This window comes from Moraxella sp. (assembly GCF_024227015.1).
Lineage (GTDB): Bacteria > Pseudomonadota > Gammaproteobacteria > Pseudomonadales > Moraxellaceae > Moraxella.
The window spans coordinates 1-19136 of record NZ_JAAELD010000272.1 but is presented as its reverse complement, the minus strand read 5'-3'; the positions used below and the strand labels follow the sequence as shown (position 1 = coordinate 19136).

The 19136-nt window shown below is 45.4% G+C and carries 17 protein-coding genes and 1 pseudogene; 11 read left to right on the top strand and 7 right to left on the bottom strand.

Going from position 1 to position 19136, the window contains the following annotated elements; all coding sequences use genetic code 11:
• The 4 genes and pseudogenes from GY683_RS06385 to lpxC all read left to right on the top strand — a co-directional run.
• Positions 1-463, top strand: a pseudogene (locus GY683_RS06385) (hypothetical protein); the annotation flags it as partial.
• Positions 405-1550, top strand: a complete 1146-nt coding sequence (locus GY683_RS06380; RefSeq protein ID WP_297287947.1) for an AAA family ATPase — start codon at positions 405-407, stop codon at positions 1548-1550. The pseudogene GY683_RS06385 and the gene GY683_RS06380, both read left to right, overlap by 59 nt.
• Positions 1528-3033, top strand: coding sequence for a hypothetical protein (locus tag GY683_RS06375; protein WP_297287946.1), 1506 nt, complete (start codon positions 1528-1530; stop codon positions 3031-3033). The genes GY683_RS06380 and GY683_RS06375 overlap by 23 nt, the downstream gene beginning before the upstream one ends.
• 206 nt (positions 3034-3239) lie before the next feature.
• Positions 3240-4151 (top strand): UDP-3-O-acyl-N-acetylglucosamine deacetylase, encoded by a 912-nt coding sequence (gene lpxC, locus GY683_RS06370; RefSeq protein ID WP_297287945.1) that lies wholly within the window; start codon positions 3240-3242, stop codon positions 4149-4151.
• A gap of 351 nt (positions 4152-4502) precedes the next feature.
• Here lpxC and GY683_RS06365 read toward each other — a convergent pair whose 3' ends face one another.
• On the bottom strand, positions 4503-5021 hold the full coding sequence (locus GY683_RS06365) for a DciA family protein (RefSeq protein WP_297287944.1): 519 nt from the start codon (positions 5019-5021) through the stop codon (positions 4503-4505).
• Between the two features lie 282 nt (positions 5022-5303).
• Between GY683_RS06365 and GY683_RS06360 the strand changes: the two genes are divergently transcribed.
• Positions 5304-6032 (top strand): CHAP domain-containing protein, encoded by a 729-nt coding sequence (locus GY683_RS06360; protein ID WP_297287943.1) that lies wholly within the window; start codon positions 5304-5306, stop codon positions 6030-6032.
• 69 nt (positions 6033-6101) lie between these two features.
• Here GY683_RS06360 and GY683_RS06355 read toward each other — a convergent pair whose 3' ends face one another.
• Positions 6102-6680 (bottom strand): hypothetical protein, encoded by a 579-nt coding sequence (locus GY683_RS06355; protein ID WP_297287942.1) that lies wholly within the window; start codon positions 6678-6680, stop codon positions 6102-6104.
• A 61-nt stretch (positions 6681-6741) separates the two neighbouring features.
• Positions 6742-7062: a YhbY family RNA-binding protein gene (locus GY683_RS06350; protein ID WP_297287941.1), complete on the bottom strand. Its 321-nt coding sequence runs from the start codon at positions 7060-7062 to the stop codon at positions 6742-6744.
• Positions 7063-7196: 134 nt separating this feature from the next.
• Between GY683_RS06350 and GY683_RS06345 the strand changes: the two genes are divergently transcribed.
• From GY683_RS06345 to GY683_RS06335, 3 genes are all read left to right on the top strand, one after another.
• Positions 7197-7829 carry an RlmE family RNA methyltransferase gene (locus tag GY683_RS06345; protein ID WP_297287940.1) on the top strand — a complete coding sequence of 211 codons (633 nt, stop codon included), beginning with the start codon at positions 7197-7199 and terminating at the stop codon, positions 7827-7829.
• A 113-nt stretch (positions 7830-7942) separates the two neighbouring features.
• Positions 7943-9844: an ATP-dependent zinc metalloprotease FtsH gene (ftsH, locus tag GY683_RS06340; protein ID WP_297287950.1), complete on the top strand. Its 1902-nt coding sequence runs from the start codon at positions 7943-7945 to the stop codon at positions 9842-9844.
• A 142-nt stretch (positions 9845-9986) separates the two neighbouring features.
• A complete protein-coding gene (locus GY683_RS06335) occupies positions 9987-10760 on the top strand; it encodes a 1-acyl-sn-glycerol-3-phosphate acyltransferase (RefSeq protein ID WP_297287939.1) in 774 nt (257 codons plus the stop codon).
• Between the two features lie 51 nt (positions 10761-10811).
• Here the strand turns inward: GY683_RS06335 and GY683_RS06330 are convergent, their stop codons facing one another.
• Entirely contained in the window at positions 10812-11297 is a 486-nt protein-coding gene (locus GY683_RS06330) for a peptidylprolyl isomerase (RefSeq protein ID WP_297287938.1), read from the bottom strand.
• Between the two features lie 117 nt (positions 11298-11414).
• Between GY683_RS06330 and GY683_RS06325 the strand changes: the two genes are divergently transcribed.
• On the top strand, positions 11415-11879 hold the full coding sequence (locus GY683_RS06325) for a hypothetical protein (RefSeq protein ID WP_297287937.1): 465 nt from the start codon (positions 11415-11417) through the stop codon (positions 11877-11879).
• A 122-nt stretch (positions 11880-12001) separates the two neighbouring features.
• Here the strand turns inward: GY683_RS06325 and lspA are convergent, their stop codons facing one another.
• Both lspA and ileS read right to left on the bottom strand, forming a co-directional pair.
• Positions 12002-12511, bottom strand: coding sequence for a signal peptidase II (gene lspA / locus GY683_RS06320; RefSeq protein ID WP_297287949.1), 510 nt, complete (start codon positions 12509-12511; stop codon positions 12002-12004).
• The gene (gene ileS / locus GY683_RS06315; RefSeq protein ID WP_297287936.1) at positions 12504-15263 is read right to left on the bottom strand and encodes an isoleucine--tRNA ligase; all 2760 of its coding nucleotides are present in this window, start codon (positions 15261-15263) and stop codon (positions 12504-12506) included. Before ileS ends, lspA begins: the two co-directional genes overlap by 8 nt.
• A gap of 154 nt (positions 15264-15417) precedes the next feature.
• Here ileS and GY683_RS06310 point away from each other — a divergent pair, with 154 nt between their 5' ends.
• Both GY683_RS06310 and GY683_RS06305 read left to right on the top strand, forming a co-directional pair.
• Entirely contained in the window at positions 15418-16719 is a 1302-nt protein-coding gene (locus GY683_RS06310; RefSeq protein ID WP_297287935.1) for a solute carrier family 23 protein, read from the top strand.
• Between the two features lie 204 nt (positions 16720-16923).
• Positions 16924-18402 (top strand): sodium:alanine symporter family protein, encoded by a 1479-nt coding sequence (locus GY683_RS06305; RefSeq protein WP_297287948.1) that lies wholly within the window; start codon positions 16924-16926, stop codon positions 18400-18402.
• An 83-nt stretch (positions 18403-18485) separates the two neighbouring features.
• Here GY683_RS06305 and GY683_RS06300 read toward each other — a convergent pair.
• On the bottom strand, positions 18486-19136 hold a 651-nt coding region (locus GY683_RS06300), incomplete at its 5' end, for a cytochrome P450 (RefSeq protein ID WP_297287934.1).

Here is a 19136-nt window from a genome sequence, read left to right as displayed (position 1 = left end):
TCTGTGTAATTTCCTTGAGAATGGCAGCTCGGTATTTGGTAGTATTTTTGTTGGTAATGCAACGTATTTCTGTGTTAAGCTAAATGAAGATGGTAGCTACTTTGTGAAGGGCAGAGGCAGAGTTGGTAAGCCTAACAAAATCCGAGAAGAGGAATATTATAAAGACAATATCTTGCCCTTATTTCGCCATATAGTCACGAATAAATCCCCTGAAGTATTGAAAGATATGAAAGAAAGGTTTGATAATTATACGTCAAAAGTTACTTTGATGAAGTTGGCTGTATTATCACACCCGACCGAGTTTGTGCATATATATTCAAAAGGAGTGCTAAAGTCTATCTATCAAAAATACATAGGTAAGGATGATGAGAAAAAGAATATTATGGAGATAAATAAAGCAATATTTGAGAAATTCAGAGAGGGGTTTAATATCGATATTTCTTCTGGGGGGTTGCAAGGCTGAAGATATATACAAAATTGTACAACTCTCAAAATTTCTTTGGGATTTGGAGGATCCTGATTTTAAACAGTTTGCTGATAAAGAAAGCCCAAACATGATTTTTTATGGTGCCCCAGGTACGGGTAAAACCTATACTGTAAAAAAGAATATTGAGTATCTATGCGAGGGCAATAGTTCGCGATATGAATATGTCCAGTTTCATCCATCATTCACCTATGAAGACTTTATTGATGGTATTAAGCCAAATGGTATTGACGACAAGGGAGGTGTCAAGCTTGAGTTGGTGAATGGTGTTTTTAAGTCATTCTGTATCCGAGCCAAAAAGGATCCTGATAATAACTACTATTTTATCGTTGATGAGATTAACCGTGCTAATTTATCGGCTGTATTCGGCGAGACCTTATCCCTGCTTGAGAGTTCATATCGCCACAAGGTTTCTAAGAATTCTGATGATAATGCCGAAGCTATTGGTGAAAATCTAATCAGTACGCAATATTCAGCATTGCTAGATTCTTTGATTGCAAAGGATGAAAAGAAGTATAAGCATTTGGCATACGAAATCATAGAAGATGATGAAGGGAACAAGCATTCAAAGTTTGGTGTGCCTGATAATGTATTTTTTATCGGCATGATGAATGATGTGGATAAGAGTATTGATGCTTTTGATTTGGCACTACGCAGGCGTTTTAAATGGATTCATAAGGGTTATGATGAGAAGGTATTAATCAGTCACTGCAAACATAATGATAAAGATTTTAGTAATATCAAAGATTATGCTGAATGTGCCTCGGCGCTAAATAAATACATTGCCGAAGATCTAGGCTTAGGCTTATCTTATGAATTTGGCCATTCTTTCTTTATGAAAATTTCTTCGATTGCAAATCCAAATCAGCAGGATATAACCGAAAAGAATCTAGAGGATCTTTTTGAGCTATATTTGCGTCCAACGCTCCAGGAGTATTTGCGCGCCTTTTATTCTGAGAGCGAAATAGAGAAGAAGTTAAAAGAAGCTTTAGATGTGTTTAAAAAGCCTTTAGTGAATAAGTCTTCAAAGGGAGCTGATCAAAGTGAAGCTAACAGTTCCGACTAATTATAACTACCATCTGGAAAGACCAATCAAGCATGCAGACATTGGCGATGGCGGATGGGTGAATAAGGTTAATGATATACAAGGCATTCATGTAACAACCCAAGACAAGAAATCTAATAAATTTCAAGGTCTGTTTGAGCCAGGTTTTGAAATAACAACTCGACATGAATCCTTGACGTCGCTTAAAATTTTTCGCTTTAAGCCAGTTAAAGATGACTTGGAAAAAGAAGAGCGGTTAATTCTTAAGTTGTTCCGCTGTGAAAACCCAAATGAAGATCATCAATATTTCGTACAGACTGGGCTGTTTGCCGGCGTGGTATATAATAAAGGCTGTGAATTTAATATTACCTGTGATTACGGTGAAGTTTTTTTGAACCGCATGCTTAATTTTTTGAATAATATTTATATTGATACTGCTCAAACCGCGGCGGAAAAGAAAAATAAAGCCAATACTTTTCAGCATATTTTGTGCTATTTATTTATCCATGCATTGGAGCGCGCATCAACCCTAGGGCTGCCAAAAGCCTATCAGCAAAAACGGCAGCACGATTATAAAATGCGTGGCGCGCTTGATATGAAAGCACATATCAAGCAGGACATTCCATTCATGGGTAAAATCAGCAGTCAATATCGAGAACTGAATGAGATTCAGCCCATTGTTGACGTACTATATTTGGCATGTGAGAAGTTAAAAAAGGCATTTGGCGTTGATGCCTTAAAGCCGGTAATGAATATCTATCAGCAGCTAAAGATACAATATTCGGGAAAGTACTTCACGCAATTAACTCTTCAAAATGCCAAAAATCATAAAGTGCTAAATAATCCAATGTTTGCCCATTTTCGTCAGACTTTGGAATATGCTGAAATCACCTTAAAAGATTTGGATTTAAAATCACAAAAAGAAGCCAAGCACGAGACTTATGGCTATTTGTTCGATATTTCGCAGTTGTTTGAGATTTACTTGGAGAAACTGTTGGCACAAGGCTTGAATGATTGGAAAGTGTATAGCCAAGAAAAAATCAAGCTCTATCAAGAGCGTTTTTATGGTAGGAATATTTATCCTGATATTGTGTTAAAAAACAACGAAAAAGTAATTGTGCTGGATGCTAAATTTAAAAAAATGACAATGAATAGTCAAGATCTGGATCGCAGCGACTTTTATCAGATTCATACCTATATGCAGTATTATGGCGAGAATCTGTTATTTGGTGGATTGATTTATCCATTGTCAGTCTGCCATGAAGGAGTGGGGCATCCCAAGTCTTATAGCAAGTCTTTATTTGATCTAGAAGAAAGAATGGGCCTATCGCGCTTCATTGTTGATGGGATTGAGCTTCGGAGTTCAAAATCGAGTGATGGCACAGAGAGTGAAGTAGGAATGAGGGGTAAATTGAAAGATATTACCGAAAGAGAGAAGGCATTCATTGGCAGAATCAATAAGCTAATCCAAGAGTTTGATAAGGATCAGCCTGTAGTGGTTTGATTGCTGTATTTGCTCAACTGTAATAAACTAAATATTAAATGCATTTTGGTGCAGCTCAATGAAGTTGCCCTTAATTTAAATACCCCAAGATATTCATCCAGTTATTTCAAATATGGCGTTTAATGCAATTGCATGGGTGATAGATGACAAAATTGCGACTAAGTGGTACACTATTTGCAATATAATTTGTAACATTTGGAATAACTATGGTATATGAGCGCACCCTTGCGAACGAGATAACAGCAACCGGCATCGGACTGCACAGCGGTAAAGAAGTCAGTTTGACGCTTTCGCCTGCTGACGTTGGCACGGGTATCGTCTTTGAGCGTGCGGATTTGGATGGCGCGCGCATTCCTATGAGTGCCAATCTGGTGCAGGATACGATGATGTCATCGAATCTGGTGCAGGGCGATGCACGTGTTGGCACGGTAGAGCATCTGCTGTCAGCGGTGGCGGCCTGCGGTCTGGATAATCTGATCATCAAGGTCGATGCGCCTGAGATTCCTATCATGGATGGCTCGGCAGCACCTTTTTTATATCTCATCCATGAAGCAGGCATCAAAGAACAAAATAAAGCTAAGCAATTCATCAAAATCCTAAAACCCGTACGCGTTGAAGATGGCGACAAATGGGCGAAGTTTACGCCTTATGATGATGGGTTTTTGATGGATTTTGAAATTGACTTTAATCACGAAGCGATCAAATCCACCGACCAAAAAACCACACTTGACTTTAATACTGCGAATTTTGCTCGCGAGGTTGGGCAGGCGCGCACCTTTGGATTCCTAAAAGATCTTGAGTATCTGCGTGAGCGTAATTTGGCATTGGGTGGTAGCCTTGATAATGCTGTGGTGCTCGATGACACGTCGGTGATGAATGAAGGGGGGCTAAGATACCCCAATGAATTCGTCCGCCACAAGATACTTGATGCAGTGGGTGATTTATTTGTAATTGGACATCCGATTTTGGCGCACTTTTCGGCGTATAAATCAGGTCATGCGGTCAATAATATGCTCATTCGTGCGGTATTGGCTGACGAAAGTAGCTATGAAATTGTAAATTTTTGTAACAGAAAAGACGCGCCAATCGAGTATTTAGAGCCGATTATTTTTGTTTGATTTTAGCAATAAATAGCTTTCGGCACTTCACCAAGTAAGACGCCGGCAAATCTTGAGTAAGGTTCGGCGAATTTGTCATAAATAAGTCATTGCCAATTGCTAAAATCAAAAGCCCATCTGATGTTTTAATCAGATGGGTTTTGTTTTTGATGGTCAATCTTTGAGTTTATCAAGCGTTGCGCAAGGGTGCTCATTTTTATCAGTCTATAGGGCGGGGCGGAATACTTGATTTGCAAATAACATTTTTTCTTATTTAGCTACAAAAAATCTGCCAAATGTTTACAAAACTTTACAATGAAATAACTATTGCAGCAATATTTGACACACATACCACAATGAACGTATGTTTACTCAATTGTCTTTGGTTAGGCGTAGCAGGGCTTGTTTTAATTGGTCATCATGGATGACAGTCGAGGCAGTTTGGGTTATAATACGCTTCGTGTTTTCGCTTAAGGTTTTTTTTGAACTGGTTTGGCGAGAGTCTGATTGGATGGGTTTTGGTGTGACAATCACCCGAAACTCTTCTATATAACAAAATTGCTCATCATAGGCGCGTAAAGCTTGAACACAATTTGCAGTAAGATAGCGCAGATGATTAGCAGCCGTAGATGATGACAGAGCCACCGTAAGGCGATGTCGATCAGCGTGAGCAACGGTACATTCTTGTAGCATTTCTTGAGGTAGCAGTGGCTTTAGCGCTTGCTGCACTAAAGCGGTGCAAGATTGCAAATGCTCTAACTGATTCACCAAATGGGCAGGAAGTTTCATTCCAGCCGCCGCTTGTTTCTCAAGTTGGCTTGCCAGATGGTTAGGTTGGTTATTCTTTAAGAATAAATCATCCACATGATCGAAATTTGTTAAATCAGACATATCTCACCTTAACAACAAAAAAGCCATGGACATGGTGTCCAGCAGAGCAAGTGTATCATGCCTTATGAGCAGATTACCAACCAAATCATACGATTTTTTAGGCGATGTGAAAGCTTTTGTTATTGTGTGTATTGTTCGTGTTGTGTGATTTCAAGGTAATTTACTAGCGCACTAGGATGTACGTCGCTGATCACGAGCTTTTAATCAAAACCCATACAGACGCAACCAAGACAAGATAAAGGGGCAATGCCAATGTACATCTTGGAAGCGCGAGGAAAGTTTATGAAAAGAGTATTTTGGCTGATGTCGGCTGTTGGACTGACCTTTGGACAAACAAGCGCCGCTCAATCAAACAGCATTCAAATCGCCCAAGGCAACGTTGTGAATGTTGGCAGCACGCCCAATACGACAACGAATATCGATGATGCAATCAATAAGCTAATCGCATTGAACCATGCTTCTGCACCAGCTCCTGTATCACGCATTCAACAACCTGTAAATACTGTTTCTAACGCCGTATCAATCTCAAGCCCGCTTTCTAACGCGACGAATCTTAGCTCATCTTATCAAGCACCTTCTATCACCGCCCAGCTTACCAGCAGCAGCGCACCAAGCGTCGCAGCACGAGCTGCATCACGTACGGCACACGGTAGAAGTATCGGTCGCTGTGCTTTATATGTTCGTAAAGCACTACAATCGGCAGGCTATGAATTCACACCACAACCATCTGCGTATCAGTATGCGCACGGTACTCTAGCTGGTGCTGGCTTCGCCAAGATCAGCAGCGACAACTACGAGCCGCAAGTTGGTGATGTGGTGGTATTTAACCGTACCTCACGCAACCCTCATGGACACATCCAGATTTATGATGGCAGCCAATGGGTGTCTGACTACCGTCAAACCAAGTTCAGCCCATACAGCCAGCATAATGGCTACACCGTATGGCGCGACACTCGTTACACTGACGCAAGTGCCAACACTGGTACTATGCTTGCCTTTAACGGTCAGTAATTTCGTGATATTAAAAAAGCCGACAATTAGTCGGCTTTTTTTTATGCATCAAAATGATATTGGAAAGGCTTAAATATCTTGCCAAAAGGCCTTATCATGAAAATCAGGCGGATTGGCATGTTGTGCAGCATAAAAAATCGGCGCGCCATCACGATATAAGATGGCGGTAGGATTGATTTTGCTAATCGTCATGTTGGTGATGTCGTCTAGTGTAACGCTTAGATGATAATATCTAACCGTCTCGGTGTCGCTTAAGTCTGACTGTGTCACCACAAGCCCATCTGTCCACACAGGCGGTAGGTGATTCGGCGTACGATAATCGTCAAACTGATAGAGATTATAAAACCCTCCCATCGAATAATTCAGCTCAAAGTAGCGTTTATCATCACCTTGTAATTCAAAAAAACACTCTAGACAATGATTCTCCCATAAGAAGTCTTTACGTGTAGGATTGGCGCATCTGCCGCTAGGCACATTGAACCAATCACAAGAGTGCACTTGATAACTAAGCTGTAGTGCGCCACCCTGTGTGCTGACTGCGACACAGATGCTTGGAACATTGTCGGCAGTAGGGGTAAGTTTAAACAGGCGTATATCAGGAGAGTTGGCATCTGTCCAAAAGGTCTTTTGATGATTTAGAGTAATCATGAAATATGCTCATAAAAAACAAAACCGTTCATAAGCGAACGGTTTTGGTGTTAGGATGATTTTAATAGCCAAAACGTGCCAAATTCGACAGCTTAGGATTTGGCTCTGGGTTCTTGCGTAGCAGCAGCACCATGCGACCGATGTGGTGAATGACTTCGCTCTCGGTGGCCTCAGCCAATGCGTTAGCGCATTCTTTGCGTTCATCGCTTGAGCCTGCTGGGATTTTGATTTTGATTAATTCGTGATCATCAAGAGCGCGCGCCACTTCCTCAATGACGGTCGGTGTTAGACCGCTGCCGCCAACGATGACGACAGGATTTAGACGATGACCGATGCCGCGCAGCTCTTTTAGGTCTTGCGTCTTGGATTTTTTTGAACTCATAAATATTTCCAAAATAAAAAATTTGCTAAATTAATGACATTATAGCAGAAATTATCCCAAATTATCGCATAAAAATGGTAAACTAGGCTGTTATCCGTTTAACTTTTCAAAATACATCAGAATTAACATCAGTTATGGCAACTCGCATCACCAACAAAAAGTTCTCCAAATCAAGCCGCGCCTGGATGAAAGAGCACATCGATGATTATTATGTGCAAAAAGCACAAAAAGACGGCTACAGAGCGCGTGCTGCTTATAAGTTATTAGAAATTAACGAAAAAACAGGGCTCATCAAAAAAGGCATGACTGTCGTGGACTTAGGTTCGGCACCGGGAAGTTGGTCCCAGGTGGCAGGTCAGCTCGTCGGCGATGATGGGATTTTGATTGCGTCGGATATTTTGCCGATGGATGCACTTGAGAATGTGACTTTCATCCAGGGTGATTTTCGCGAACAAGAGGTCTTTGATCAGATCATGGCAGAAGTGAACGGCCGTCGTGTTGATGTGGTGCTGTCCGATATGGCGCCCAACACCTCTGGGATGTCCGCCGTGGACATGCCGCGTATGATGTACTTGTGTGAGCTTGCGGTGGATTTTGCGCTGAAGGTGCTGCCTGAGGGTGGTGCGCTGATCATGAAAGTATTCCAAGGCGAGGGCTCGGCTGAACTGCGTGCTGATATGCAAAAAAAATTCAGCAAAATCAAAAGCATCAAGCCTGCGGCAAGTCGCCCACGATCAAAAGAGATGTTCTGGGTGGCGATTAAATAGCCGCTCCTTGGCTTGAATTTAAAGCAAGTATCCACATATAAAACAGGTAAATTAAACAATAAGGCGTTGCCCAATAGGCTTGGCGCTTGAGATAGGAAAAATTAGTGAGCGATATGGTAAAAAGCACCTTATTATGGTTGGTGATTATCGGCGTGGTGGTTGCGATTTTTAGCAATCTTGACCGTACCAATGCCGATGCTGATCAGCTGAATTATTCGTCATTTGTCACCGCGGTATCCAAAGGTGAGATCAAGGAAGTGAAGATTGATGGCGAAGAGATCTCGGGTACGAAAGTAAATGGCTCAGAGTTTGAGACTGTGCGTCCTGCCATCAGTGATGATGAGCTGATGCCATTATTGCGTGAGCATAATGTTGAGGTGCAAGGCACCATGCCTGAGCGTCAAGGCTTGGGCTCTCAGCTACTTATCGCGGCTTTCCCGATTTTACTTATTATCGGTCTATTCTGGCTGCTCATGCGTGGTATGAGCGGCGGCAACTCTGGCGGTGGCATGGGTGGTCGTAATCCGATGAGCTTTGGTAAGTCTAAAGCCAAAATGCTCTCAGAAGATCAGATTAAGGTCACCTTTGAAGATGTCGCAGGCTGTGAAGAGTCTAAGCAGGAAGTTGTTGAAATTGTTGATTTTCTAAGAGATCCTGCCAAATTCACCAAGCTGGGTGCGACCATTCCGCGTGGCGTGTTGATGGTCGGTCCTCCTGGCACTGGTAAGACATTGCTTGCTAAGGCGATCGCAGGCGAGGCGAAGGTGCCATTTTTCTCGATCTCGGGCTCTGATTTCGTTGAGATGTTCGTGGGTGTTGGTGCCAGCCGTGTTCGTGACATGTTCGAACAAGCCAAGAAGAACGCGCCTTGCATCATCTTTATCGATGAGATTGATGCGGTTGGTCGTCATCGTGGCTCGGGCATGGGCGGTGGTCACGATGAGCGTGAGCAGACACTGAACCAGCTGTTGGTTGAGATGGATGGCTTTGAGGGTAATGATGGTGTTATTGTCATCGCTGCGACGAACCGTGTGGATGTACTTGATAAAGCGCTACTTCGCCCTGGACGTTTTGACCGTCAAGTGTCGGTAGGATTGCCAGACATCAAAGGTCGTGAACAGATCCTTAATGTACACTTGAAGAAGCTGCCACAGACCATCGGTGTTGATGTGAATGCATTGGCTCGTGGCACACCTGGCTTTAGCGGCGCTCAGCTTGCCAACCTAGTGAATGAAGCAGCGCTATTTGCGGCGCGTCGTAATAAGTCCCACGTGGACATGAATGACTTTGAGGATGCCAAAGATAAGCTGTACATGGGTCCTGAGCGCAAATCGATGGTGCTGCGTGAAGACGAGCGCCGCGCGACCGCTTATCATGAAGCAGGTCATGCGCTCGTGGCGCAGCTACTGCCGAACACCGATCCTGTGCACAAGGTGACAATCATGCCACGTGGCTGGGCGCTGGGTGTAACATGGCAGCTGCCCGAACAGGATGCGGTGAGCAACTATAAAGATAAGATGTTGAATGAGCTGTCTATCCTATTTGGTGGGCGCATCGCTGAAGAGATCTTTGTAAATCGTCAATCAACCGGAGCATCGAACGACTTCGAGCGTGCAACCAAAATGGCACGCGCCATGGTCGCCAAATACGGCATGAGCGACAATCTGGGCATCATGGTCTATGAAGCAGAAGAGCATGGCGGCTATATCGGGGGTTCTACTCGCACCATCTCAGAAGCTACTCAACAAAAAGTTGATGATGAGATTCGCCGCATTCTAGAACAGCAATATGACGTGGCATATAAACTGATTGATGAGAATCATGACAAGATGCACGCCATGGTTGATGCATTGATGAAATGGGAAACCATCGACCGTGAGCAGTTTTTGCAAATCATGAATGGTGAGGAGCCGCGTGAGCCTAAAGATTATCAACATGATGTTCCATCCATCGCTGCCGCTGCACCAGTAGCGCCACCAGTGGATGAGCTACCACCACCGTTACCAACTTCGTAACCATGATAAAACACTGCCCAAGGGCGGTGTTTTTTATTTTTGATAGTTATTGTGAATATTTGTTTACTAAGTACTTGCAATTTGATCAAAAGTTTTATAGCATGGTCAGTTTTAGCATATTCTAAAAACGGCAGAAGAGATTATGGCAGGTTTTATTAAGACTCAATTAAATCGCGGCAAAAAAATCATCGGCATGGGCGCAACTTTGGCGGGTGGTTACCGCACTGCCAAGCGCATTGGGGCGTTCAATGCACCGCCCAGAGATATTTTGCCAAAATACATCCAAACCTTCTGCCGCAAGATGGCAAACTCATTCGGCGTTCAGGTCGTTCAGGTTGAGCCTGTGCCACAGACGCATGGCCTGTGGGTGTCTAACCATGTGTCATGGCTGGATATTCCTGTTGTAGGCTCGGTTGCGCCAGTGTTCTTCTTATCCAAAGCTGAGATTGGCGAGTGGTTCATTTTTGGTAAGCTTGCTAAGGCAGGCGGAACGTTATTCATTAAGCGTGGCTCGGGTGATGTCGGCGGCGTGAGTGATCAGATTTCTGATTTCTTGCGTGGTGGGTCTTCGGTGGTGTTTTTCCCTGAGGCGACCACCACAGATGGTAAACAAATCAAAAAAATCTATGGCAAGCTGCTACAATCAGCACTAGACACAGGTCTGCCTATCTGTCCTGTTGTGGTTGCTTATGTCGATAAGGACGGTAGTCTGTCAGACGATGCTGCTTATTATGGCAAGCGGACGATGGCGGACAGTCTGCGCCGTGTCGCTGACAGTAAGGGTATCACGGCCTATGTACTGGCACTTGAGCCCATCTATCCAAATGATAAGACGCGCAGTGAGCTGACCGCCGAACTTCAAAAAGCAATGGAAGAGGGCTTGGCCGATCTGCATAAGCGAGTGCTTAAGGCATAATAAAAATCGGACAGCGCTGCGTTGTCCGATTTTTTTGTGTATGATTGTCGCTTAAACGAACTTTAGTCCGTTCTCGCCTTTTGGCGTGACTTTAAAGATTTTTACCTTGAATAACACATCTTGTCCTGCCAATGGATGGTTGAAATCCACCTTAACCTCATCCTCGGTCACTTCGCTGATGACGCCGGCCAGGGTGTTTTGTCCTTTGTCGGCAAATTCCATCATCATGCCAACCACGGGATTTGGCTCGGATAGGCTGAATTTGGCGCGGGGAAAACTTTGTACGTTCTCGCCATTCCAATCGCCAAAAGCCTGATCGGGTGGCAGATGAGCGGTGCGAGTGTCGCCTGCTTTTAGGTTGATTAATACTTGCTCAAATCCTGCCAGTAAGCTCTCATCGCCAATTGTCAAAGTAACGGGCTTATCGCGTCCAAAGGTCGAATCGATGACTGTGCCATTGGGCAGGCTGACCTCAAAGTGCAGCTCGACAGTACTGCCATCGGCGATGCGAATCTCTTCGCTGGGTAAAATATTCATAAAGCTTCCAGTGTTAAAATAAGCGCTAGTTTACCATAAGCCGCCTTTATAGTAAAACACCCCAAGTCCATCCGCATCGCCAAAAATGACGATATCAGAATGAATAAAGGAACCATCATGAATAAATTTATCTTAACAATCATGGCGATGCTTTTGGTAAATGTTGCCATCGCCAGCCCTGCTTATTTCAAAAAGAGACCCGATTTTTCACAGATTGAGCACTACAATAACGGCAAGTGTTATGATATTGACATGGCGTATTTTAAGCAATGTGATGTTTATATCGAAATACGCATGACAATAGATAAAGAAGGCAAAGTAAAAAGAGTTCAAGATTTATCGGGCACTGATAAGGAAGTGTTTAAACGAGTCAGAAGATTAGTGTTGCGTTCATCTTTTCACCCCTTTAGGGATGAAGATGGTCAAGCTATAGAAGGCGTTGCATATTTACCCATTATAATATATTTTGAAAAATCATATGTCCATCCAGACAACGTTGATTCATTACGCAACTTGTGCGCTAAAGACGAAGCGTGCAATGAAAATGAGCTGGAAGTCATCTTAAGAAATAGGGGTTTTTAGATTGGCGCATTATCCCGACTTAATCACCTCAAACTATCCAATCCGCAAATTATTTTGATTGATTGACTGGTTTAAGTAATCTAAAAGCGATAAAAAAGGGCGGATTATTCGCCCTTTTTGTTTTAGGATTGATTTTTGCGTTTGTTTTCTAAGAATAGCATTTCCCATACCACGAGCGCCATGCCCACACAGATGCCGATATCGGCAATGTTAAACACAGGATAGTGCCATACATTGGCATAATGCACATGAATAAAATCAATCACATAACCATGCAAGAAGCGATCAATCACATTGCCAATCGCGCCGCCAAGCACCAAAGCCAGACCCCATGATAGGATTTTGGCATTTTTGGGAATTTGGCGCAGATAGCTGATGATGAATATAGACACAGCCAAACCTAAAACAGCAAAAAAATACTTCTGCCAGCCACCTGCATTCGCCAAGAAGCTAAATGCCGCCCCATAGTTATAAGCAAGCGTCCAATTGAGCACGGGCGGTATCACATCTACCGTCTCGTGTAACTCAAAGGTGCTGTTAAAATAATATTTGGTCAGCTGGTCGAGAATGAGCACAGCAAGCGCAATCAAGTAAAACTTCATTGCGCCTTTGCCATTGACTTGGTTAGGCATATTGACGAGTCTCCCCGGCGCCGTCCACGTTGGTAACACAGCGTCCACACAACTCTGGATGGTCAGCATGAGTGCCTACATCGGTACGGATGTGCCAGCAGCGGGTGCATTTTTGACCATCGGCAGGCGTAATCACAACGCCAAAACCTTCGCCTTGGGTAATGGTGGCATCACTGGTGATGAATACAAAACGCGCTTCATCGCCTAGCTTGGCAAGGGCGTTATAGGTTGCGTCATTTGCGGTGATGGTTGCTTTGGCAGTTAGGTTGGAACTGATGATTTTGTCACCGCGAGCTTCTTCGATGGCTTTATTCACCAAATCTTTGGCATCCAAAATCGCCTTCCAGTCATCGGCAGTGATGTCAGTCATGGCAGGTGTTGGCAGCTCATACCACTCATCAGCAAAGACGTATTTGTGCGCGTCCTCGCTACGGATAAAGCCCCATGCTTCTTGGGCGGTAAATGGTAGAATAGGAGCAATCCAACGCACCACCGCTTGAGCGATGTGATAAAGGGCGGTCTGAGCGGAACGTCTTGGCTTGCCGTCTGCCTTGGTGGTGTAGGTTCTGTCTTTGATGATGTCAAGATAGAATCCGCCTAGGCTTTGCGAGCAGAACATGGATACCGCTTGAACGACTTGGTGGAAATCCATGTCATTATAAGACTTCACGATGGTGTCTTGGGTGTCCTTGGCAAGGTGCAGGATGAACTTATCAAGACTGACCAATTCATCTAATGCAACGCTGTCGGTCGCAGGGTTAAAATCGCTGGTGTTAGCAAGCAAGAAGCGCAGCGTGTTACGAATACGGCGATAATTATCAACCGCGCCCGCGAACACCTTCTGACCTGCGCTCATCTCATAGCGATAATCGGCAGAAGCGATCCACAGGCGAAGCATGTCCGCACCTGTCTTGTCGATCTCTTTTTGTGGTTCGATGATGTTGCCAAGAGATTTACTCATCTTGTGGCCTTTTTCGTCCACGACGAAGCCGTGTGTCAGCACCTGTTTAAATGGTGCGCGGCCGTAGATTGCTTCACTGGTTAGTAGCGATGTCTGGAACCAGCCACGATGCTGATCTGAGCCTTCTAGGTACATGTCGGCAGGGTTGGTTAGGCTGTCGTCTTGGTCAAGCACCGCAAAATGCGTCGTCCCTGAGTCAAACCAGACATCAAGCGTGTCGGTGACTTTGTTGTAATCTTTGGCATCATCGCCCAAAAAGTCGCTGGCATCAGCGTCAAACCATGCTTCGATACCGCCTTGTTCGATGACTTTGGCGACTTTCTCGATTAATTCTGATGTCTGTGGATGCAGCTCGTCTGTTTCTTTATGGGTGAAGAATGCAATCGGCACACCCCAAGTACGCTGACGGCTGATACACCAGTCAGGACGACCTTCAACCATGGCTTCGATTCGGTTTTGACCCCATGATGGTGTCCAAGTGACGTTTTTGATGTCGTCTAGGGCTTTTTGGCGCAGTCCGCCTTTTTCCATGCTGATAAACCATTGCGGAGTAGCGCGGAAGATGATCGGTGTTTTGTGTCGCCAGCAATGCGGATAGCTGTGGCGGATTTTGCTGTGCTTAAGTAGGTTGCCGGTGCTTTCTAGAGTTTCGATGATTTTTGGCTGAGCGTTATAAATGTGCTCACCAACGAATACTTTGGCGTTGTCCAGATATACGCCGGTATCGCCCACAGGGTTTTCAACCGGTAGGTTGTATTTGCTACCGACGACATAGTCATCCACACCGTGAGCAGGGGCGGTATGTACAAGACCTGTACCGCTGTCAGTGGTGACGTGTTCGCCTAGGATGAGTGGCACTTGACGATCGTCGATAAGCGGATGCTGAGCAAGGCTGTGCTCTAGCGCATCGCCTTTAACGGTGGCAATCTCGCCTAGGTTATCAAGCTCAAGCTCTGTTAGTACATTCTCCGCAAGTTCACTGGCCAACAGTAGAACGCCCTTAGCGGTCTTGATAAAGCTGTAATTCTCGTGTGGATTGACAGAGATGGCTTGGTTGGCAGGCAGCGTCCAAGGTGTGGTGGTCCAGATAACAGCAAATGCCGGCTCATTCAGGGTAGCGCCTTTGATGTCGGTCAATTCAAAACCGACAAAAATCGCATCAGACGTCTTGTCTTGGTATTCTACTTCAGCTTCAGCCAGTGCAGAGCCGCAGTCTAGGCACCAGTTCACAGGCTTCATGCCGCGTACGATGTGACCGTTATCGTAGATCTTGCCTAGAGCGCGTACGATGTTGGCTTCTTGCTTAAAATTCATGGTGAGATAAGGGTTATCCCAGTCACCAAGCACGCCCAGGCGTTTAAAGTCCGCTTTTTGAAGTTCGATTTGGCTGGTGGCGTATTCTCGGCACAGCTTACGAAATTCAGTGGCGTTTACCTTTTGACCGACTTTACCGACTTGTTGTTCTACTTTTTGTTCAATCGGCAGACCGTGACAATCCCAGCCAGGCACATAGACCGCATCAAAGCCAGATAGGTTTTTTGATTTGGTGATGATGTCTTTTAGGACCTTATTGACCGCATGCCCTAGGTGAATCTGACCGTTGGCGTATGGAGGGCCATCATGTAGGATGTATTTGGACAGGCCTTGCTTAGCTTCGCGAACTTGTTTATATAGTGCGTCATTTTCCCATTCGTCTAGCCATTTTGGTTCGCGTTTGGCGAGATCGGCGCGCATGGGAAAAGGGGTGTCAGCAAGGTTTAGGGTGTTTTTGTAGTCTTTTTGGTCGGTCATGGCGGTGGCTCTTGTGTCAATAAATCAAATAACAGGGTATTATAAGACAAAAGGGCAGATTTGGCAAAAGTTCACTAAAAAATACTGGTAATTTTAATCGCTGTGGATATAATACTCAAAATTACAATTCAGAAAATTTAGAAAAGGTTTTAACATGAGCTGGTTTCCAAAATGGCAGCCTTATCAAGGCGATATCAACACACAGCCTGTGGCGACAAATGAGTATTTGCCTGCTTCTCAAAGCATCATGCTGGGCATTCAGCATGTGCTGGCGATGTTCGGGGCGACGGTGCTGGCACCTTTGTTGATGGGCTTTGATGCCAATCTTGCCATCATGATGAGCGGTATTTGTACGATTTTATTCTTTATCATGACAGGCGGGCGAGTGCCTAGCTATCTGGGTTCTTCTTTTGCGTTTATCGGTGTGGTAGCGGCTGCGACGGCGCACGCGACGGGCTCTGGGGCGAACCCAAATCTTGGCGTGGCGCTCGGCGGCATCATCGCCTGTGGCGTGCTGTATGCTATGATCGGGTTCATCGTGATGGGTACTGGCACCAAGTGGATTGAGAAGCTCATGCCCCCTGTGGTGACGGGTGCGGTGGTGATGATCATCGGCCTAAACCTTGCGCCTGTGACAGTGTCAAATGTCGCAGGCAAGCCGTTCGAGCTGTGGATGACGCTGGTGACCGTGCTGTGCATGGGGATGATTGCGGTGTTTAGTCGTGGTTTCATGCAGCGTCTATTGCTGCTGCTTGGCTTGGTGCTTGCTTATATCATCTATGCTATCGTGGCGAATGGTTTTGGGCTGGGTGCGCCGATTGATTTTGGTGTGATTGGTAAAGCAGCGTGGTTTGGTGTGCCGAATTTCTCTGCGCCCGTGTTCGATGTTAATGCCATGCTTATCATTGCGCCTGTGGCGTTTATCTTGGTCGCTGAGAACTTAGGTCACATCAAGGCGGTTGGCGCGATGACCGGGGAGAATCTAACGCCATATCTAGGACGTGCATTCGTGGCGGATGGCGTGGCGACGGCATTGTCCGCAGGTGTTGGCGGTACTGGCATGACGACCTATGGCGAGAACATCGGCGTGATGGCGGTGACTCGTGTTTACTCTACGATCATCTTTGTGATCGCGGGTGTGTTTGCGGTATTTTTGGGGCTGTCTCCTAAATTTGGTGCGCTCATTCAGACCATCCCAAGCCCCGTTTTGACGGGTGCATCCATTGTGGTGTTTGGCTTAATTACCATTGCCGGGGCGAAGATTTGGATTGATAACCGTGTTAATTTTGCCAATAACAAAAACCTCATGGTAGCGGCAGTGACCATCATCTTGGGCACGGGCGATTTTGGCTTGATGATTGGCAGCTTTAATCTGGGCGGTATCGGTACGGCGACGTTTACGGCGATCTTGTTGCATTGGTTTTTAAGCTTAAAAGAACCTAAAGAAGCAGCCTAACAGTATTGCTGGCATATTAAAAAATTTGCAAGCCGATTACAAAGTGTTTATAATAAATTCATACCCATTGCTAATAGATCAAGCGATTTGATGGCGACAGGCGACAATCTTCTGGATTTGTCGCCTTTTTGATGGGACTGACGATACGCAATTAAGCGTTGGAGTTTATGGAGTGGAATTATGTATAACAATCTATTTTCGTGCATGGCGCAGCCAACCTTTGTGGATGGGCTGCATTGTGCGGTAAATGTGTTTAGCGCGCCTTTGTGGGATGTGCTTTTGTGGATGCTCATTGCGGCAGGTTTGTTCTTTACTGTGGTGTCCGGATTTGCGCAGTTTAGATTGTTCGGTAAGAGCGTCAAAACCATGCTTGGCAGCCGTAAAGGTCATGATGAAAATCAAGGCATCTCGGCATTTCAGGCGTTCGTTACAGGCTTGGCAAGTCGTGTGGGTGTGGGTAACATCGCAGGCGTGGCGCTTGCCATCGGTATCGGTGGTGCGGGCGCGGTGTTTTGGATGTGGCTAATCGCTTTGATTGGTATGTGCTCGGCATTGGCGGAATCTAGCTTGGCTCAGTTATTCAAAATCAAAGATGAGACAACAGGGCGTTTCCGTGGGGGTCCTGCTTACTACATCGAGCAAGGTCTTGGACAAAAATGGCTTGGATTTGTGTTCGCTTTGGCGCTGATCGTCTGCTTTGGCTTTGTGTATCAATCCATCCAATCAAACACCATCACGCTGTCGATTCAGTCAGCAATGGGCTGTGTGGGCGAGACGGATGCTTGCCAAAGTGATTGGCAGCTTTATAAGCATGGCATTGGCGCGCTGCTCGTGGTGTTGGCAGCACCGATTATCTTTGGCGGTATTAAGCGTGTGTCGATGATCGCTGAGATTATCGTGCCGATCATGGCGGCGATTTATCTGCTGGTTACGCTTTATATCATTGTGATTAATATCACCGAGATTCCAAGCATTATCGGATTGATCTTTACCAAGGCGTTCACCTTTGAGGCAGCGGGCGGCGGTCTGTTCGGTTCGATGGTGTCTATCGCCATGATGCAAGGCATCAAGCGCGGTCTGTATTCTAACGAAGCAGGTCAAGGTTCTGCCCCGAATGCCGCAGCAGCAGCGAGTGTTAAGCATCCTGTCGAGCAGGGCACAATCCAGATGCTTGGTGTGTTCGTAGATACACTCATCGTGTGTTCGTGCACAGCGTTCGTGATTTTGCTTGCGACCATGCCGCAGAATGTTGCCGACCTATCAGGCGTGCAGCTTACCCAAGCCGCACTTGAGGCGCACGTGGGCAGCTGGGGTCGGTACTTCTTGGCGATTATTTTGTTCATGTTTGCATTCTCGACCATCATCGGCAACTATGCCTATGCAGAATCGAACATGCAGTTCCTAAAAAACAACACCGTGGTATTAACCTTATTCCGTATCATCGTGCTTGGCTTTGTGTACTTTGGTGCGGTGACGAAGGTCGCTGTTGTGTGGGACATGGGCGACTTGACGATGGGTGTTATGGCTTTTATTAACCTAATCGCCATCGTTCTGCTGTCAAAATATGTCTTTATCTTGGTCAAAGATTACACCAAGCAAGTTAAAGCTGGTGTCGCTGAGCCAGAGTTTAAGCTTGATGATTATCCAGAATTGAAGGCGAAAATTAAGTCTGATATTTGGTAATAATTAAGACCGATTAGGACTGAGTAATAAAACACCCCAAGAGCAGCTGGCTTTTGGGGTGTTTTATTTGGCATGGCGATGGCTTAGCTTAGTACGACTTCCAAACGACTAAAACCTGACGCAGGATAGATGGCATGGTCAAAATAGTCATCAGACGCAGGGCGAATCTTACTTACCTGCTCTGCCAAGCACTCTACTAACAGCCCCAGTTCAAGCTGTGCCAATGGCTTACCAGGGCAGACGTGAATGCCATGCCCATAGACCAGATTGTTAGCTTGGTTGCGGTGTAGCTCAAAGCTGTCTGCCTGATGGAAGGCTTCAGGGTCACGGTTGGCGGACTGCCAGTTAATCGTGATTTTGGCGTCTTTGGGAATGTCCACGCCATGTAGAGTGACAGGGCAAGTGGTGCGTCGTCTGTTGGTGATGAGCGGGTCGTGTAAACGCAGTATTTCTAAGACGGCATTATCAATGTCTTGGGGGTTGGCTTTTAGATGAGTCAAGATATCGGGATGATGAATAAAAAATTCAAAAATAATCCCGACCGCTGACGACATGGTGGACAGCTCGCCCACCGTCCAGTTACGAATGAGTGAGATAAGCTCTTCATTGCTCATCACTCGCTCGCTTTGTGGCAGCATGACCACGTCGTTCATCAATTCAAAGGTCACATCATCAGGGCGTTTTGTCCGTTTGTCATCCAAAATCGCCTTGATATAACCGTCAAATTCTAAGGC

Excerpts from the sequence above, each read along its gene's own strand:
- lpxC (WP_297287945.1), top strand. The coding sequence starts at position 3,240 with ATGGTATATGAGCGCACCCTTGCGAACGAGATAACAGCAACCGGCATC.
- GY683_RS06365 (WP_297287944.1), bottom strand. The coding sequence starts at position 5,021 with ATGTCTGATTTAACAAATTTCGATCATGTGGATGATTTATTCTTAAAG.
- GY683_RS06360 (WP_297287943.1), top strand. The coding sequence starts at position 5,304 with ATGAAAAGAGTATTTTGGCTGATGTCGGCTGTTGGACTGACCTTTGGA.
- GY683_RS06355 (WP_297287942.1), bottom strand. The coding sequence starts at position 6,680 with ATGATTACTCTAAATCATCAAAAGACCTTTTGGACAGATGCCAACTCT.
- GY683_RS06350 (WP_297287941.1), bottom strand. The coding sequence starts at position 7,062 with ATGAGTTCAAAAAAATCCAAGACGCAAGACCTAAAAGAGCTGCGCGGC.
- GY683_RS06345 (WP_297287940.1), top strand. The coding sequence starts at position 7,197 with ATGGCAACTCGCATCACCAACAAAAAGTTCTCCAAATCAAGCCGCGCC.
- ftsH (WP_297287950.1), top strand. The coding sequence starts at position 7,943 with ATGGTAAAAAGCACCTTATTATGGTTGGTGATTATCGGCGTGGTGGTT.
- GY683_RS06335 (WP_297287939.1), top strand. The coding sequence starts at position 9,987 with ATGGCAGGTTTTATTAAGACTCAATTAAATCGCGGCAAAAAAATCATC.
- GY683_RS06330 (WP_297287938.1), bottom strand. The coding sequence starts at position 11,297 with ATGAATATTTTACCCAGCGAAGAGATTCGCATCGCCGATGGCAGTACT.
- GY683_RS06325 (WP_297287937.1), top strand. The coding sequence starts at position 11,415 with ATGAATAAATTTATCTTAACAATCATGGCGATGCTTTTGGTAAATGTT.
- lspA (WP_297287949.1), bottom strand. The coding sequence starts at position 12,511 with ATGCCTAACCAAGTCAATGGCAAAGGCGCAATGAAGTTTTACTTGATT.
- ileS (WP_297287936.1), bottom strand. The coding sequence starts at position 15,263 with ATGACCGACCAAAAAGACTACAAAAACACCCTAAACCTTGCTGACACC.
- GY683_RS06310 (WP_297287935.1), top strand. The coding sequence starts at position 15,418 with ATGAGCTGGTTTCCAAAATGGCAGCCTTATCAAGGCGATATCAACACA.
- GY683_RS06305 (WP_297287948.1), top strand. The coding sequence starts at position 16,924 with ATGGCGCAGCCAACCTTTGTGGATGGGCTGCATTGTGCGGTAAATGTG.